This window comes from Corynebacterium sp. HMSC055A01, from assembly GCF_001809405.1.
Taxonomy (GTDB): Bacteria; Actinomycetota; Actinomycetes; order Mycobacteriales; family Mycobacteriaceae; genus Corynebacterium; species Corynebacterium hesseae.
In genome coordinates, this window is the sequence record NZ_KV797598.1 from 105,428 (window position 1) to 122,136 (window position 16,709).

General features: G+C 61.6%; 15 protein-coding genes. 8 read left to right on the top strand and 7 right to left on the bottom strand.

Annotation, left to right across the window (positions count from 1 at the left end; all coding sequences use genetic code 11):
* Positions 1 to 94: 94 nt before the first annotated feature.
* Both HMPREF2604_RS13010 and HMPREF2604_RS13015 read right to left on the bottom strand, forming a co-directional pair.
* A complete protein-coding gene (locus HMPREF2604_RS13010) occupies positions 95 to 598 on the bottom strand; it encodes a GNAT family N-acetyltransferase (RefSeq protein ID WP_070563396.1) in 504 nt (167 codons plus the stop codon).
* Between the two features lie 8 nt (positions 599 to 606).
* Positions 607 to 1,101: a GNAT family N-acetyltransferase gene (locus HMPREF2604_RS13015; RefSeq protein ID WP_083299263.1), complete on the bottom strand. Its 495-nt coding sequence runs from the start codon at positions 1,099 to 1,101 to the stop codon at positions 607 to 609.
* A gap of 24 nt (positions 1,102 to 1,125) precedes the next feature.
* On the opposite strand from HMPREF2604_RS13015, the gene HMPREF2604_RS13020 reads away from it, so the two are divergent.
* The 4 genes from HMPREF2604_RS13020 to HMPREF2604_RS13035 all read left to right on the top strand — a co-directional run bounded on the left by HMPREF2604_RS13020 (position 1,126) and on the right by HMPREF2604_RS13035 (position 5,156).
* Positions 1,126 to 1,950, top strand: a complete 825-nt coding sequence (locus tag HMPREF2604_RS13020; RefSeq protein WP_070565737.1) for a TatD family hydrolase — start codon at positions 1,126 to 1,128, stop codon at positions 1,948 to 1,950.
* A gap of 246 nt (positions 1,951 to 2,196) precedes the next feature.
* A complete protein-coding gene (locus tag HMPREF2604_RS13025; RefSeq protein ID WP_070520785.1) occupies positions 2,197 to 3,345 on the top strand; it encodes a resuscitation-promoting factor in 1,149 nt (382 codons plus the stop codon).
* A gap of 33 nt (positions 3,346 to 3,378) precedes the next feature.
* Positions 3,379 to 4,221 (top strand): 16S rRNA (adenine(1518)-N(6)/adenine(1519)-N(6))-dimethyltransferase RsmA, encoded by an 843-nt coding sequence (gene rsmA / locus HMPREF2604_RS13030; protein ID WP_070565739.1) that lies wholly within the window; start codon positions 3,379 to 3,381, stop codon positions 4,219 to 4,221.
* On the top strand, positions 4,218 to 5,156 hold the full coding sequence (locus HMPREF2604_RS13035; protein WP_070565741.1) for a 4-(cytidine 5'-diphospho)-2-C-methyl-D-erythritol kinase: 939 nt from the start codon (positions 4,218 to 4,220) through the stop codon (positions 5,154 to 5,156). Before rsmA ends, HMPREF2604_RS13035 begins: the two co-directional genes overlap by 4 nt.
* 27 nt (positions 5,157 to 5,183) lie before the next feature.
* Here the strand turns inward: HMPREF2604_RS13035 and HMPREF2604_RS13040 are convergent, their stop codons facing one another.
* Positions 5,184 to 6,494 carry a hypothetical protein gene (locus tag HMPREF2604_RS13040; protein ID WP_070565744.1) on the bottom strand — a complete coding sequence of 437 codons (1,311 nt, stop codon included), beginning with the start codon at positions 6,492 to 6,494 and terminating at the stop codon, positions 5,184 to 5,186.
* Between the two features lie 91 nt (positions 6,495 to 6,585).
* Between HMPREF2604_RS13040 and HMPREF2604_RS13045 the strand changes: the two genes are divergently transcribed.
* Complete coding sequence (locus HMPREF2604_RS13045; protein ID WP_070565746.1) at positions 6,586 to 8,421, top strand: ABC-F family ATP-binding cassette domain-containing protein; 1,836 nt, start codon at positions 6,586 to 6,588, stop codon at positions 8,419 to 8,421.
* Positions 8,422 to 8,457: 36 nt separating this feature from the next.
* Here the strand turns inward: HMPREF2604_RS13045 and HMPREF2604_RS13050 are convergent, their stop codons facing one another.
* A complete protein-coding gene (locus HMPREF2604_RS13050) occupies positions 8,458 to 9,372 on the bottom strand; it encodes an AEC family transporter (protein WP_070565748.1) in 915 nt (304 codons plus the stop codon).
* Between the two features lie 157 nt (positions 9,373 to 9,529).
* Between HMPREF2604_RS13050 and HMPREF2604_RS13055 the strand changes: the two genes are divergently transcribed.
* On the top strand, positions 9,530 to 10,120 hold the full coding sequence (locus HMPREF2604_RS13055) for a hypothetical protein (protein WP_070565750.1): 591 nt from the start codon (positions 9,530 to 9,532) through the stop codon (positions 10,118 to 10,120).
* Between the two features lie 100 nt (positions 10,121 to 10,220).
* A complete protein-coding gene (locus HMPREF2604_RS13060) occupies positions 10,221 to 10,541 on the top strand; it encodes a putative quinol monooxygenase (RefSeq protein WP_070563413.1) in 321 nt (106 codons plus the stop codon).
* Positions 10,542 to 10,610: 69 nt separating this feature from the next.
* Here HMPREF2604_RS13060 and HMPREF2604_RS14455 read toward each other — a convergent pair whose 3' ends face one another.
* Both HMPREF2604_RS14455 and HMPREF2604_RS13075 read right to left on the bottom strand, forming a co-directional pair.
* Positions 10,611 to 13,529 carry an acyltransferase family protein gene (locus tag HMPREF2604_RS14455; RefSeq protein ID WP_083299264.1) on the bottom strand — a complete coding sequence of 973 codons (2,919 nt, stop codon included), beginning with the start codon at positions 13,527 to 13,529 and terminating at the stop codon, positions 10,611 to 10,613.
* Positions 13,530 to 13,636: 107 nt separating this feature from the next.
* Complete coding sequence (locus HMPREF2604_RS13075; protein ID WP_239248546.1) at positions 13,637 to 14,434, bottom strand: HAD family hydrolase; 798 nt, start codon at positions 14,432 to 14,434, stop codon at positions 13,637 to 13,639.
* 99 nt (positions 14,435 to 14,533) lie between these two features.
* On the opposite strand from HMPREF2604_RS13075, the gene HMPREF2604_RS13080 reads away from it, so the two are divergent.
* Entirely contained in the window at positions 14,534 to 15,568 is a 1,035-nt protein-coding gene (locus HMPREF2604_RS13080) for an enoyl-CoA hydratase/isomerase family protein (protein WP_070565755.1), read from the top strand.
* Positions 15,569 to 15,571: 3 nt separating this feature from the next.
* On the opposite strand, the gene HMPREF2604_RS13085 is transcribed toward HMPREF2604_RS13080, so the two are convergent.
* Positions 15,572 to 16,708, bottom strand: a complete 1,137-nt coding sequence (locus HMPREF2604_RS13085; RefSeq protein WP_070565756.1) for a DUF6882 domain-containing protein — start codon at positions 16,706 to 16,708, stop codon at positions 15,572 to 15,574.
* Position 16,709 lies beyond the last annotated feature (1 nt).

Genomic DNA, 16,709 nt, shown 5'->3' on the forward strand with positions numbered 1-16,709 from the left:
ATCTGGCCAGATCTTTGGCAACAATGGCAGTGCCGTCACTGAGGTGGGGCGTAGGGCAGTGCCGTCACTGGGGTGGGGCGGCAATCAAGCCGCTTTAGGAGCGGTTGAAGTCGCGCTGCAGGTGCACCAGCCCTAGCCGCACGCCGTCCTTGGTGTGGATATTGGGCATGCGGCCAGTCTCCACAAAACCGAACTTCTTGTGTAGGGCGATGGAGGACTCGTTGGTGTCCACGATGTAGGTGATCATCGTCTCCACGTAGTCATTTTCCTTTGCGTGATCCATGAGCGTGTCCATGAGCTCGCTGCCCACGCCCTTGCCGCGCGCTGATTCCGCGATGTAAATGGAGTCCTCTGCCGTGCCGTAGTAGATGGCTGGGGTGACGAATTGGAAGTAGGCGGCCCAACCGACAATTTCGTCGTCGTCCACGGCGACATAGACCGGATAGTTGTCCTTTTCCATCTGCGCCAGCCACTTCTCGCGGTCCTCTACGGACTCCTGCCATGTGACGAGGTTGGCGGCCGGTTTCGCGGCGGAGGCGGAGTTGTAGATGGCGGCGATTGCGGAGGCGTCGGCAAGCTCTGCGGGACGGACGTGCATGATGTTCCTTAAACCATGAGTTGCAAGTGGGTGAGGTCTATCCAGCGCCCAGCTTTGCGGCTGACTTCTTTTAACGTTCCTACAGTGGCAAAGCCGAACTTTTCATGCAACTTGATGGATGCGGCGTTGTCCGCCACGATGAGTGCCAGCAGCGTATGGACCTGCTCTGCCTCGCGGGCATGCTCAACGACTGCACCGAGCAAGCGCGTGCCCACCCCGCGGCCGTGCGCTGCGGGATCAACGTAGATCGTGGTCTCGTAGCATCCCAGCCACACCTTGGGATCGCGGTAGGGGCGGTAGAGAGCCCAGCCCAAGTACGTGCCGTCGTCAGTGAAAGCCACGAAGCAGGGGCAGCCGTCGCGGCGTAGCTGGTGGAGATACTCGGTGCGCTCTTCCACCGTGGCGGGTTCGCTGCGAAAGATGAAGTGGGTCTCTCGGATGGCCCAATTCAGCGTGGCGGTCATCGCGGGGACGTCGGCGTCCGTCGCTTCACGGATAATCATGCGCGCAAGACTACACTCGCAGCCATGTCTAAGAAGAAGCCACGCCCCACGCCCGTTCCCGCCGAAGGTTTGAGCCAGCTTATCGACGCCCACACGCACCTCGCCTCCTGCCGCGACGATGATTCCGAGCTCGTTGAGCGTGCTCGTGCTGCTGGTGTTGAGCGCATCGTTACCGTGGGTGATGGCTTGGCTGAGGCGGAGAAGGCTTTGGCGGCGGCGCAGGAATTCGACAACGTGTATGCCGCGTGCGCCATTCACCCCACTAAGGCGGCTGAACTTAATGAGGCTGCTCGTTTGCGCTTGAGCGAGATGGCTGCGGATCCGCGTTGCGTGGCCATCGGGGAGACAGGCTTAGATACCTATTGGATTCACCACGAGCCGGAAACCACCGCGCCCCTCGAGGTGCAGGAAGAGGCTCTTCGTTGGCACGCGGAATTGGCGGCCAAGGTGGGAAAGACGCTGATGATCCACAACCGCGAGGCCGATGAGGACCTCATGCGTGTGCTGGGGGATTGCCCCGAGCCGCCGACGGTGATGCTGCACTGCTTTTCCTCGCCGCTCGCCGTGGCCAAAGAAGCCCTTGAGCGCGGCTATGTTCTGTCTTTCGCCGGCAACGTTACTTTCAAGCGTAATGAGGAAATGCGCCAGGCCGCTGCCATTGCCCCGGCAGGGCAACTGCTGATTGAAACGGATGCGCCGTACATGACGCCGGAGCCTTTCCGGGGAGCGCGTAATGAGCCCTCCTTGATTGGGCACACGTATCGTTGTGTGGCGCAGGCGCGTGGTCAAGAAGTGGAGGATCTCGCGGCGGAGGTGGCCACGACCTTCGCGCGGGTCTTTGGCGTGTGAGGATTTTCACTTTATCTAAAGGTGCTGCTCAGTGGTGGCGCACGTGTTTGTTGTGACGAGTGTGCTGCTAGTGGCCGCGGCGCGTGAATGCATTTCGTAAGTTACGTTCTGTTACCGTATTGTTATTCAAAGTTAGTCCGGCATTGATGTCGCCGGCGGGCGCGCGTGGGGCGCGCCGTGACAGGTGTTCAGAATGCGGGTTCCTGCATTGTGAACACGAAGCATCGTGAAGACGAGTAAAGGTTTATGTCCCCGAAGAAGCAGATCAAGCGAATCAACAATTCCCGCTCTTTGCCGCTGCGCATGGCTACCGGTGGTGTCCTTGGCACCCTAGCCGTGGGCGGCGTCGTTGCCGTCAGCACGCAGAAGGACATCACACTTGACGTGAACGGCGAGACCACTCAGCTGGCCACCTTCGCCGGTGATGTCAACGCTGCCCTCGAGGCTGCCGGAGTCAACGTTGAGGGAGAAGACGTTGTTTACCCGGCCCTGTCGGAGCCGGTCGCTGACGGTGATTCGATCACCGTTCGCACTGCCAAGCCTGTCGCGGTTACCATCGATGGCGTCGAAAAGCAGCTGTCGTCTACCGATCTCACGGTGTCTGACCTGCTGGGCGGCCTCGATGGAATCGCCCCGGGTGCTGCCATCACTTCCGGTTCCAAGACCGTGGAGGAGGATGAAACGGTGACTGAGGGAATGAACCTTGAAGTGGTGTCCCCGAAGATCGTTAAGCTTACTGACGGCGGTTCCGTTTCCTATGCCAGCGTTGCGGCCAAGACTGTGGGGGACGTGCTTGAGGCTCGTGGAATCACGGTGGGCAAGGATGACCGCGTATCCCCAGCTCTGGATACGCCGGTGAAGGCCGGTACTGCCATTACCGTGGACCGCGTTGAGATCTCCGAAGAGGAAAAGACGGAGGACTTTGACGCGCCGGCTAATTATGTCGATGACCCAGAACTCGTGGAAGGCACTGAGGAAGTCCGCGAGGAGGGAACCCCCGGTTCGCGCGCCGTGACCCGCAAGATTGTCAAGGTCAACGGCAAGGAAGAATCCAACGAGATTATCAAGGAAGACGTGCGCAGGGAGGCCGTTGCTGCCGTGATTGCGCGCGGAACCAAGCCGAAGTCCACCGCGCCGGCCGTTGCGGATGGCTCCGTGTGGGATTCCATCGCACAGTGTGAGGCAACCGGCAACTGGGCAATCAATACCGGCAATGGTTTCTCCGGTGGACTGCAGTTCACCCCGTCGACCTGGGCTGCTTTTGGTGGCACCGAGTATGCCCCAGAGGCATGGCAGGCTTCTCGCGAGCAGCAGATCGCTGTGGCAGAGAAGGTTCAAGCCGCGCAGGGCTGGGGTGCATGGCCTGCGTGTACCGCCAAGCTCGGCCTGCGCTAAAGCTTACGAGCCACGCGTATTAGTCTGAGTGGTATGACTCAACCCCATCTGCTGGGCCCAGTGGAGATCCGCGAACTCGCCGCTGAGCTTGACGTGACGCCGACGAAGAAGCTGGGCCAGAACTTTCTGCATGACCCGAACACCATCCGCCGCATCGTCGCTGCTGCCGATTTGTCCCCAGAGGACCGCGTGGTGGAGGTGGGCCCCGGGCTGGGTTCGCTGACTTTGGGGCTGTTGGGGGAAGTTGCGCACGTAACGGCCGTGGAAATTGACCCGCGTCTGGCTGGCAAACTGCCGGATACCGTGGCCGCGCGGGCAGCCGATTTTGCTGACCGTCTTTCGGTCGTGGAAAAGGATGCGCTCACCGTTGAGGCGGGCGAGTTGGGGGAGCCCACCGCTTTGGTGGCCAACCTGCCCTATAACGTCGCGGTACCTGTGTTGCTCCACCTGCTGGAGGTCTACCCATCGATTCGCCGCGTTTTGGTCATGGTGCAGCTGGAGGTGGCTGAGCGCCTTGCCGCCGCGCCGGGCAACAAGGTCTATGGCATTCCTAGTGTGAAGGCATCTTTTTATGGCCCGGTTAGGCAAGCCGGGACAATCGGCAAGAACGTGTTTTGGCCGGCGCCGAAGATTGAGTCGGGCCTGGTGCGCATTGACTGCACCCGTCCCTTCGACGAGGCGCTGCGCCCGCGGCTTTTCGCGCTGATCGACGCCTCCTTTGCCCAACGCCGCAAGACCCTCCGCGCCGCCCTGGCGGGCTTTTATGGTTCCGCCGCGGCAGCCGAGGAAGCGCTGCGCGCGGCGAATATCGATCCGCGCCTGCGCGGCGAGAAGCTAGGCGTGGAGGATTTCGTTAGGTTGGCGGAAGCCTCATGAGCAAGACGGTAAACGAGTCTCCGCAGCTGTGGCAGGCGCGTGCCCACGCTAAGGTTAACCTGCACCTGGGTGTGGGCGAGGCCCGCGCGGATGGTTTCCACGAGCTGGCCACCGTGTTCCAATCCCTCGATGTACACGACCGCGTGAGCTACCGCTGGGGCGAGGGCTGTGCCGTGGAGGTCACGGGTAACCACGCGACAGGTGTGCCGGCATCGACCGAGAACCTGGCATGGCGCGCGGTGGAGCTGGTGACGAAAAACCTCATGCTGCCGGCAGCTGGCACGCTGACGATGGAGAAGAACATCCCCGCCGCCGGCGGGATGGCTGGCGGCTCCGCCGATGCCGCCGCGGCCCTGCTTTTGGCCAATCACGCGCTGAGCACTGAGTTTGGTCGGAAGCCTCTCAGCATGGAAAAGCTCTACGAACTCGCCGCGGAACTCGGCTCCGACGTGCCTTTTACCCTCATGGGCGGCACGGCTTTGGGACGCGGCCGCGGTGAGCTTCTGACTCCGATGCTGGCGCGTGGGTGCTATATCTGGGCGATCATCACCAATGCTGAGGGTTTGTCTACGCCGTCGGTATTCCGCAAGCTGGATGAGCTGCGCGCTGCCGGCCGTGGAAGCACAGCGCACTTGGACACGGAAGCCGTGGGTCAAGCCCTCGTAGGAGGCAACCCCCGTGAGCTCGCCGCAGTGATGCACAATGACCTCCAGCCAGCAGCACTCTCGCTGCGCCCGGACTTGCGCAAGATTCTGGATACTGGTGAGGCCGCCGGCGCCCTCAAGGGAATTGTCTCCGGTTCTGGTCCTACCTGCGCCTTCCTCTGCGAAAACGAGGAGACCGCGCAGGAGGTGGTGGCCCAGGTGTGCGCCGATAACCGCGGGACCCGCGGATTGGTGACCTATGGGCCGGCTACCGGTGCAACGCTGGTCTAGCACCAGCAGGGTGAATGGTGGAGGCCCTTAGAGGACAGCCATCTCTACGGGCTTGACATCGAGCTTGTAGCGCTGTGGTTCTTGGTCGCCGAGGAGGTCAAGAACGACCAGTTCCTGCTTGTTTGCGTCGGTGACGTAGGCATAGCCGTTGGCTGCCTTCAGGATTGGCCCTGGTTGTTGCCACTCCTCGTTTTCCTTCCACTGGGAGATGGCGTCAATCTTCTTGGTTATCTCGCCGGAATCTGGGTCGATGATGTTGAGTGTGCCGTCGGTCGTGAGCACCAGTGCCTCGCCCAAGGGCCCGCGGGCCAAGGAACGGAACCAGTAGGACTCGCCGAGCTCGACCTTCGTGGCGGAGTAGTCCTCCGTATTGATGAGGGTCACTGAGGTGGGGCGCTCGAAGTCGGCATCTTTGTCGGTCTTGTTATCCGCCAGGATGATGTTGGATTCCTCTGATCCCGCGGAGTTGCCGGAGCGCTGGTAGCCGTCTTTGCCTGCATAGGCGGAAGCGTCGATCTTGTGGAATTCAGTTCCGTCGAAGACGATGGGCCCGTCCTCGCATCCGAAGAAGAGGGAGCCATTGCCAGCGGCAGCTTCGCCGTGAACACCAGGACACTCGGTGGTTTCCGCAAGGACCTTGCCAGACTTGTCCACATGCTGGATGGTGTGGCGCTCATCTTCGGTGCCCTTCGTAGTGACCACGGAGCCGTCTTTCAGCGGAACCGCGACGCCGTGGTGCGCGGCTCCTGTCTCGACGGTGTTGACCGGCTGGGCGTCTTCCTTGCCGAAGTCCTCGGTCTTGTAGATCTTTGCTACACCATCTCCGTCGGAGAAGAGCGCGGTAAAACCATCGTGGTGAACCACGTGGCCGGCGTGAGGTGCGTCAATGGAAGCGTCGTCAAGCTGCGGCTGAGCCGCGTAGTAGTGCTTGTGATCTCCGTGTGGCTTGGTGATGCGCCCGGTGTCGTAGGTAAGGAAGCTATCGCCTTTGGTCACCATGATGTGGCGGTTATCGCCGGCATCGCTAAGCCGGAGAAATGCTTTCAGTTCTTCGTTGTCGATGACCTCACCGGTCTCTCCATCGAGCGTGGTGAGGCCGTCCTTATGGGAGATGAGGACACGGGAAGGAAGCTCTGCCACCTCGGTTTCGCCAGCGGAGGCTTCGAAGCCGTCATGGCTGTGCTCTCCGTCATGGCCTTCGTCGTGTTTGGCATGCGCGTGGGAGGCTGCAGCGCTGGAGGGCGATGAAGCTTCGTTGCTTTCGGGGGAGGAACAGGAGGTCAGCGTGATGATGCTTGCGGAAAGTGCGGTGCACAGGATGAGACGTTCTCTTTTCATGGTGTTGCAGAGTATTGGAAATGAAAATCAATAGCAATAAAGGTAATGGTGCGGGGGTAGCCGTGTTGAAGCACTAAGATGAACTCTCGATATGGCGAACCTCATTAACCTCGAAAACGTAACCAAGTCCTTCGGGCTCAAGACCCTGCTGAACGGGGTCTCGCTCGGTGTTCAAACCGGTGATCGCATCGGCATCGTCGGCGTTAACGGCGGCGGCAAGACCACGCTGCTGGAGGTCCTCACCGGCATTGAGCCGCCGGACGCGGGCCGCGTATCCCACAACTCGGACTTGCGCATGGCGGTGGTAACCCAGCGGTTCGAGCTGGAGGAGTCCCTCACCATCGCCCAAGTCATCATCGAACCGCTCGGGCTGGAAACCTTCGAGTGGGCTTCTAACGCCAAGGTACGCGATGTTCTCGGCGGCCTCTGCATTGTTGACTTAGGGCTAGACACCCCTGTGGGATCGCTCTCCGGTGGTGAGCGCCGCCGCGTCAACCTGGCCGCCGCACTCGTTCAAGATCTTGACATCGTGGTACTCGATGAGCCGACCAACCACCTCGACGTCGAGGGCGTGCAATGGCTGGCCAGCCACCTGCTTTCGCGCAAGCTGGCGGTGGTCGTTGTCACGCACGACCGCTGGTTCCTCGACACTGTGGCCACCACGACCTGGGAGGTGCACGATGGCGTAGTCGATGCCTACGAGGGCGGCTATAACGACTGGACCTTTGCCCGCGCTGAGCGCGCCCGCCAAGCCGATGCCATCGAGCAGCGCCGCCAGAATCTGGCGCGCAAAGAGCTGGCGTGGCTGCGCCGCGGGGCGCCTGCCCGTACCTCAAAGCCGCGTTACCGCATCGAAGCGGCTGAGGCGCTCATCGCGGATGTTCCCGCGCCGCGCGACAAGGTTGAGCTCATGGCCTTTTCCAAGCAGCGCCAGGGGCGAGTCGTCATCGAGCTCGAGGATGCGAAGGTCACGACACCAGATGGCCGCACGCTGGTAGATCACCTCACCTGGCGGCTGGCGCCGGGCGAGCGCATCGGCCTCGTCGGCGTTAATGGTTCCGGTAAGACCACGCTGCTGCGCGCGCTTGCCGGTGAAGTCGAGCTTGCCGCTGGCAAACGCATCGAGGGCAAGACCGTGCGCCTGGGCTGGCTTCGACAGGAGCTCGATGATCTGGATCCACAGCGCCGGCTTCTCGACGCCGTCGAAGACGTCGCCACCTACGTCCACCTGGGCAAGAAAGAGCTTTCTGCCTCCCAGCTGGCCGAGCGCCTGGGCTTTTCCGCCAAGCGCCAGCGCACACCCGTCGGTGACCTATCGGGCGGTGAGCGCCGCCGTTTGCAGCTGACCCGTGTGGTCATGGCGGAGCCAAACGTGCTGCTTCTCGACGAGCCCACGAACGACCTCGACATCGATACCCTCCAAGAGCTTGAATCCTTGCTGGACTCGTGGCCGGGAACCTTGGTGGTCATTTCTCACGACCGCTACCTCATTGAGCGCATCGCGGACAACACCTATGCGCTGTTTGGGGATGGCAAGCTCACCAACCTGCCGGGCGGAATCGAGGAGTACTTGCGCCGCCGCCAGGAGATGGAAGCCGCCACCGCCGGTGGTGTGCTCGACTTGGGCGAGGCTTCGAAGAACGCCGATGGTCAGCGTACGGAAACCGCCCCGGTAAAACGGCTGAGTTCCCAGGAGGAGCGCGAGCTGACCAAGAAGATGAACGCGCTGGAGCGCAAGATGGGCAAGCTCGACGATAAGACGGCGAAGCTGAATGAAAAGATGGCGCAGGCCGCGGAGAAGATGTCTTCCGGAGAGGGAGACAGCGGCGAGCTGGCCAAGCTCGACGCCGACCTCAAAGCGGTGGCCGCCGAGCGCGAGGAGCTAGAGATGGAATGGCTGGAGCTGGGGGAGAAGCTGGAAGGCTAGCGTTCGACGGCTAGTGCTCGCCAGCGAAGGCCAGCCCTACCCGAAGAATGCTGCGATGGCGAGCATGGCCGGCAAGGAGAGAAAAGTGGTGAGGAAGACCGTATCGCGCGCCACCGTCTCTCCCGATTGGTAGGTCGCGGCGTAGTTATAAACGTTCTGCGCGGTCGGAAGCGCAGACAAGATGAGTGCCGCGTATAGCTCGTTGCCGCTCAGGCCCAAGGCTAGGCCCGTCGCCAAGGCGATGGCTGGCATGGCTACGAGCTTGAGCACGGTGGCGGTAATGGTTGGTAGGCGGTCGCTAGCCAGCAACCCGTCTCCGGTGAGGGAAGCGCCGAAACTCATCAGGATCATCGGGATGGAGGCCCCGCCGAGGATCTCGAAGGGAGCCATGATGACCTCTGGCACGTGCCAGCCTGCTGCCGAAACGATGAAGCCGGCGACGGCAGCGATGACAACCGGTGCCGTAAGCCCAGAGAACACAGAGCTGCTTATCGAGCGCAGGCTCGTTCCTTGGGCGTTAAGGCCGGCGATGATGACAGGGGAGAGCACCGCCATCTGAAGTACGAGTGCTGGCACCACAAAGGTGGCATCACCGATGACATAGGTGGCGATGGGCAGCCCGATGTTAACCGAGTTGTAGTAGCTGGCCGCGGCCGCTCCGGCCATCGTCTCAGCCCCGCTCCGCCGGAAGAACAGCGCGCTGAGCACTGCATACAGGGCCATCGTGGCGACCGAGGCAATCGCGATGACAGCCACAACCGGAGACATGAAGACAGAGGTATCCGAGGTGGTCACGCTGGAGAAGATGAGCGCCGGAGTCGCAGCCCAGAACGCTGTGCGGTTGAACTGCAGGCGCGTCTCACCGTGGCCGATAACGCCCCGGTGACCCAGAAAGAACCCCACGCCGATAACCACAAAAATGATGGCAAATCCGGTTAAGACATCCAGCACCAGTGATCAACCTCTCGAAGAATCCTAAAAGCAAGTCTCCGGTCATTCTTCCACGCCGGTCCTTTCCACCGGCAGCTGATAACAAAGTGATATCGAAAATGCCGTATGACCGGGAAGTCTTTTTCAAGGCGGGCGGACTTATGGCACGGTGGTAGTTATGAATTCTTTGCGTCGTGTTTCCCGCCTGTCTGCTACCTCCGCCGTGGCAGTATCCCTCACCGCCGTTCTTTCGGTCTCCGCGGCCCAGGCCGCCCCGGCTAACCCATCGTCCGCACAGCCCCAGGAACTGAACCAGCTGTCTTCCCAGGCTATGGAGCAGGTTAACTCCTTTGAAGTTGAGCTTCCTGCGCAGGCTTATGACCTGGCTAAGCAGTACAACGTCCACTTGCCGGACTTCATCAAGAAGCCGACCCCGGCGGTGGCCGATGAGCTCGTTGGCGCAACCCATGCCCACCTGATTAAGCAGGGCCACCACGAAGATGCCAACGCCAAGAACATCGCCCAGGAGTGGGCAAACCAGGCTGCGGCCGGCAAGGTTACCTTCCAGGACAATGCAGGCGATGGCCTGACTCATTTGGAAGAGGGCAGCGGTAACATTTACAAGCTCACGGAGCAGGAAGCTAAGGATCGCGTGAACTGGCTCAACCGCGATGTTCCTGTGACCAAGACTGACGGCACCGGCTTCGGCGTTGCGCAGGCCTTCGACGGCACCCACGTCTACGTTGCGGAGTACTTCTTCAACAAGTAGACCTTCACGCGGCCAATGATAAGCCGCTTTTTACAGAAGGCCCTGCCGCTACAGGCAGGGCCTTCTGCACGTTTTGGTGTAGAAGGTTACAGTGGGGCCCATGATTTTGATCAACGTACAGTTCCACGTCAAGCCCGAGTACGCCGATACCTTCCTGGAAGAGATCGACTGGTACACCAAGGCCTGCCAGGCAGAGCCCGGCTGCATTGACTTCAAGTGGTTCCGCGATCCGGAAGACAAGCAGCGCTTCCTGCTCCTCGAGTCTTATAAGGACGGCACTGATGTCGACCACGTCAGCACCGAGCACTTCAAGCGCTCGTGCGAGGAGCTGCCGAAGTACTTGGTGGAGACCCCGGACATTATCAATACTTCCATTCCTGGAAAAACGGCTTGGGATAAGATGGCTGAATTCTCGGTCTAAACGTCACGCGTTTACAAAAGCCGCCCGGGAGAAGCCGGGCGGCTTTTAGCGATCATCAGGGGCTTTTAGCTAGCGGGAGCAGACGGTGGTGAGGTTCTTCTCCTCGTTGGCGTATTGCTCCATGGCGTCGTACAGCGCATCCGCGTAAAGATGTGCGCCTTCGGGGAGCGGGTGGACGCCGTCGTCGTAAAGCATGGCAGGGTTATCCTGAGCCATGCCGCACCAGTCTGCGATGTAGACGTTGTCGTGAGCAGTCGCGGCGTCAATGATCTCGGCGCGCGCCTGTCCCATCCAATCGCGCTCGCCGTAGGGCAAGACGAGCACCAGCGTGCGCTCGGGGCCGACGATGTCGATGAGCTCGTCCATCTGGCCCTCAAACGTAGCCCCGTTGGTTCCCAAACCCACAAACACGGTAGAGCGCAACTGCCCGGAATCCTTCTGCGCCTTGATGACAGGAAGGGCTGCCGAATAGTGGCGGGAAATAGTGGCGTCGATGCTAATGCCCGGGAAACGCTCATTGAGAGCCTCGGAAGCAGCGAGCATGACGGAATCACCGATAGCACTAATCTCGTTTCCAGTGGGAAGCGCACGCTTTTCCTTCGGCTTCGTGGTCTCGGAAGGCTTTGCGGGGGCAGACGATGACTGTGCCGGGGCAGAATTCTCCGCTTGTTCGTTGGACAGCGCCATGCGCTCGAGCTCGCGCTCCAGTTCGCTCTTATCCTCCGAAGTCACCAGCGCGTAGCCCACGCCCAGTACGGAAAGAACAACGAGGACGGGAACGGCAGGCCACATGGCCTTGCCAAAACCATCTTTGACCTCTTGCGCGCTGGGGCGTGCAGCCCAGTAGGCGTGCCACGTAGGGCGGAATCCGGCGCGGCGGAAGGGGTTTTCCACAAACTGGTAGGTCACCTCAGCCAGCACGCAGCTCAGCGGAAGCGAAAGGAGGCCTAGGAGCCAGGAGGGGGCGTCGGACAGCGCGTGGACAATCATTACCACCGGCCAGTGCCAGAGGTAGAGGGAGAAGGAGCGCTGGCCCAGCCACCGCATCACACGGGTGCGGAAGATCCACGTGAGGGGACCAGATTCGCGCACCACTGCCCAAATCATTGCCGCGCCGAGGACGCTGGTAAGGACGAGGCCGCCGCGGTAGGTGAAATCCCGATCCGCGCCCATCCATACCAATTGCGCGAGGTAGCCAACTAATGCGAAGGCACCAACGGTTCCGGCGAGAACGCCCTTGTTTGCGGCCGGCCAAGAATCCGCGTCCATGTCCTTGTCAGTGGAGGTCATGAGGAGGGACAGCATCGCGCCGATGAGGAGACCGAACGCGTGGGTATCGGTGCCGTAGTACACACGCGTGGGATCCTCGCCCGGGCTATAGAGCAGTGCCATGGCGACGGCCGACGCACTTGCGAGGATGAGCGATACGGCGATGGGCAGGCGCTTGGGCTTGCGGCGGGAAATGGCAAAGACGCCAAGCATCAAAAGCGGCCAGATCAGGTAGAACTGTTCCTCGACGGCCAAGGACCAATAGTGCGCGAAAACCTGTACTTCATTAGGTGCAAAATAGGTTTGGCTCGTGGCGATTTGGGTCCAGTTGTTGACAAAGAAGAACGTGCCCAAGAATTGTTCACGGATACCAACGGCCAGGTCCCCACCAATGAGCGCCACTATCGCCGTGCATATGGACAGGACTATAAGCGCGGCCGGGAGGATCCGCCGGAAGCGGCGGAGCCAAAAGCCTTTGAGGCTGATGCGTCCAGTGACGTTGAACTCGCGAACAAGCAGCGAGGTGATGAGGAACCCGGAAAGGACAAAGAACATGTCCACACCGAGGTAGCCGCCGGGGAGAATATCCCCGAAGAAGTGGTAGATCACCACGGCGAGGACCGCTAGACCGCGCAGACCATCCAGGCCCGGCACTTGGCGCAGGCGGGCGCGCGCACGCCGCTTTGAGCCAGCGGGGGCAGTGGGGGCAGAGGCGGTTGCGTTGCGGGCGGATGCAGAAGCAGCTGCTGGAGCTGCGGCGGCTGTGCCCGCCGCGACGGTTGCGGTTGCAGGGGCGGCTGCAGCGGCGGCATTGGGGGAAGCCTGTGCTACTCGCCGCTTTTCTGATCGGCGTTTTTCCTGCTTGGCGCTTAACGCCCCGACGGATTGCGAGCGGCGGGCCAGAGCACGCGAAATCTCGTTCTCGGTGCCGGGTGAAGCCTTCCTTTCAGGTTGCTTGGATTCCCCGGTTCCTTTGCTCTTCTGGGGCGTTGTGGTTTCCCGGGGCTTTGCGGCCGCCTCGGTCTTTGTCTCCTCCTTGGCCTTTGCAGTCGCCGGGGCTTTCTTGGGTTTCGGGGCCGTCGCGGCCTTTTCGGCTCCTTCTTGCCGCTTGGGGTGTGCTGGAGCCGGGGAAGGAGACTGTGCTTTGTCGCCGTGTGCAGGTGGCTGCTTCGCAGCGGGCTGAGTTTGTGATGGCTTGGTTGTTGAAGCCTTGTCGGCGCTGGGCGTTGCAGGTGCTTGGCGTCGTTGGGCGGGAGCCTGTGGGTTCGGGTGCCGCGGAATGGCCCGACGTGGGCCGCGCCGACCGGCCGAAGCTACTTCGGCTTCCTCACGGGCCTTAACTAGTTTGGCCTTTTTCACCGCCGAGGCTTTGGGAAGTGCATCCGGAGCCAGATCTAGAGTGAAGTCTTCAGCCGAACGCGGGCGTACGCGGCCAGGCCGAGTGGCAGGACGCTGGGCATTACGCGGGCCGCGGCCAGTGGCTGCCGGTGGTGTCTTAGGGGCGCTTGCCTTAGCAGGCTTATCGTTCGCGGCAGGCGCGGTGGACTTAGCAGGTGGCGGGGACTGAGAGGGCGTAGCAGGCGCAGTGCGCGCGGAAGCTGCAGCGGGTGAAGGCGAGGTAGTTTTCGAGGAATCCGCCGAGGAGGACGGAGCGGGACTCGATGCAGACGACTCGCCCTTTGCCAAACGTGACATCATCGACCGCAAAAACTTCTTCACTACACACTCCGCAGGTAGACACCGGGGTTCGGGTACTGAGGCTCAGTAACCCGAGTAATCCTACTCTGTGCGTGCGGGCTACTCGGGCAAGGCTGCGGGGGAGCGTGTTAGGTGCGCAAAAGCTGGCGTAGTACGGTGCTAACCCCGTTGTTGGTATTAGCCGGGGCGATGATATCTGCGATTTCCTTCAGCTGAGGATGCGCGTTTTCCATGGCCACAGCCGTCCCGGCGGCGCGCAGCATCTCGAAATCATTGAGGTAGTCACCGAAGGCCACAGTGGCTGCGATCGGAATACCGGCGAGCTCAGCGAGCTTAGTTAGCGCCGTACCTTTTTCCACGCCGCGGGCCATCACATCGAGCCAGACCTTGCCGGATACGGCGACATTGTCCTCCGGGACGGCGCGGACGATGGGATCGTAAATGTGCGCCTCAGTACCGGATTCGCAGAAAATAGCAATCTTGATGATGTTGCTATCCGGCACTGCATCCAAGTCATCGACCCAAGTGACCGCCTTGTAGTACTTTGCAATCTCTGTACGTGCCGCGTCTGACACATCCCGTGCAACGTAGGCGGTCTCCGGGGAACATAGAACTACGGTATGTTCCACGCCGATGGCCGCAGCAGCCTCTCGTGCCGCGTGCACGGTGGATTCCGCAAGCGGGAATGCCGCGATGATCTCACCGCCGCGCATGATGACCGAGCCGTTTTCGGCGATAAACGTTTCGCCCTTCGGGAACATGTCCTTCAAGGTGGCCAGTTGGCGCCCCGAGGCCGGAACCAGCTCGCAGCCGCGGGCAGTGGCCAGGTCCTGGAGCTCCGAAAAGTCTGCAGGGAGTTGGCCATGCGCGTCGAGGAGCGTGCCGTCCATATCAAGGGCAACAAGTTGTGGGAGCAAGTAAGTCACACCAATCTAAAAGTGTTGGGCTAGAGGCAGGGAACCATGTCCAACGTAGCGCCAAGAAATAGGTGGCTGAAACTTTTGTGATATGGAACACTGGTGCGCATGACTACGACTGATCCAGTACTCGTTTCCGTGCGCAACCACACAGGAGTCCTCGAACTCAACCGGCCGAAGGCCCTGAACTCTTTGAACCCGGACATGATTGACATCATCCGCCGCTCCCTCGAAGCGTGGGCGCAGGATGACGACATCGAGCAGGTCCTTATTTACTCCAACAGTCCCAAGGCATTCTGCGCTGGCGGCGATGTGCGTCACGCGCGGGAGGGAATCGCGGAAGGCAAGCTGGAAGAGGTCGATGCCTTCTTCGCCAGCGAGTACCTCACCAACGGCGATATCGCCGAGTTTCCGAAGCCCTACATCGCCGTCATCGACGGCGTCGTCATGGGCGGTGGATTGGGCATTTCCCTGCACGGTTCGCACCGCGTGGTGACGGAAAAGGCCTTCGCTTCGATGCCGGAGATGAATATCGGCTACGTCACGGACGTCGGAGTAGCCTATGCGGCCCAACGCATGGTGGGCACCCGCGGTGTAGCCTCGCCGGGTTTGGCAAAGTTTTGGGGTCTGAGCGGGTACCGCATGTATGCCGCGGACATGCTGTGGACGGGCGTGGCAACCCACGTGGTCAAGGATGCAGCCGAGCTGATTGAAGCCGCTATCGAGCGCGGTATTGATGCCGCACTGGAAGAGCTGGCCCTACCCGCGCCACAGCAGCCAGCACCGCTCGAGCAGGTGGCTCAAGACCTGGAGGAGACCTTCGCGCTGCCCACGTGGGAGGAGATTTCCGCGGAGCTGGACAAGCGCCCGCAGATTGCCGGCGAGGTGCGTCGCCTCATGGCAGCCGCGTGCCCAGCTGCCATCATCGCGGCCAATGAGCTCTATGAGGCGGAAGCCGCTGTTGACGACATCCGTGAGGCGCTCCTGCTAGAACTCAAGCTGGGCATGCACATGTACCGCCGCCCCGACTTTTCCGAAGGCGTGCGTGCGGTACTGGTGGATAAGACCCAAGACGCAGCGTTTAACCCGGCGACCACGGAGGACGTTGACGTCGAAGAATTCCGCGCGGTGCTGAGCTCCTAGCGGTTATATAGGGCGTGCTCGCTGGTATGCGGCGCGCGCCCGTTGCTCATCCACTCCCGCCGGCACCGCAACATTGAGCGTGGCCTGCGCGGCGGCCCGTGACGGCGCGGGCAGGTGGAACGCGGGGGCGTCGGACAGTGCTAGCCCTTGGCGGCCGTCGGGTAGCTGCACTGGCAGCAGGGTCCACAGCCCCAGAATTGGCATGGCTAACTGCGGCAAGCGCAGAGAGCGTGCCTCGGGGATGGGTACGCGGGCGCGAATCAGCTCGGGGATGGCATTGTCATATCCGAAGCGGCGCAGGTTCGCCGCGGCGTGGGCGGACATGGAACCGGAGAGCTCGTCTGCCCATGCCCACGTAAAGGTGTTCGTTGTGGCGTTGAGGGTGGCGATGAGATGGGAGGGAACCGTAAGCGAACCATAATCGGAGTTCACCACGGTGCGCGACGTGTCAGGGTCAAGGTCTGCCCACAGGTTGGGGAATCGGGCCTCCAGGAAGAAATTGTGCTCGGTGGCCATAAAGTGGGCGTCGGCCAGCACATCGCGTGCGCTGAGCCCGTCGCGGCCTGAGGGATGGGGGAGAGCCGTGATCCGGGTGCCGTGGAAGTGCGCGAGGCCTTGTACAACATCTGGTGCCACGCCCACATAGGAAGCGAGCTCGGCGGTGGCGAGGCGTTCGTCGACGCCTCCCTCAATATCCCCCGTATGCTCAAGCCCGGCCAGGATGCTGACACGGGGATCGGGGTGGATCTCCGCGAAGTCGACGGCGACGAGCGCCTCGCCCTCGCCCTGCGGGACGCGGATGACTGGGCGGTCACCCACCAGCCGCCGCGCCAAGCCGCGGAGCAGGGCGGAATCGGGTTGCGGGCCGTGGAACTCCGGTTGCGGCGCGTGTTCCGTCAACCCCGTAGACCAGTGCAAGCGGCCATCCTGGATTGTGGCTAGGCGCAGGCCATCGAAGTCATAGGTCCCAGAGGCGGTAGTAAAACGCACCACTGCGCGCTGATCGGTGGCGGGCTCGGAGTCGGAAGATGCAAAGTTCACCTCGACGTCGCGCACGTCGCCCAAGCGTGAGGAGAACGCGGCGTCGATGCCGGCTTGAATGAAGGCGCCAGCGGAGTACAGGTCCTGGGCTGAGTCCATT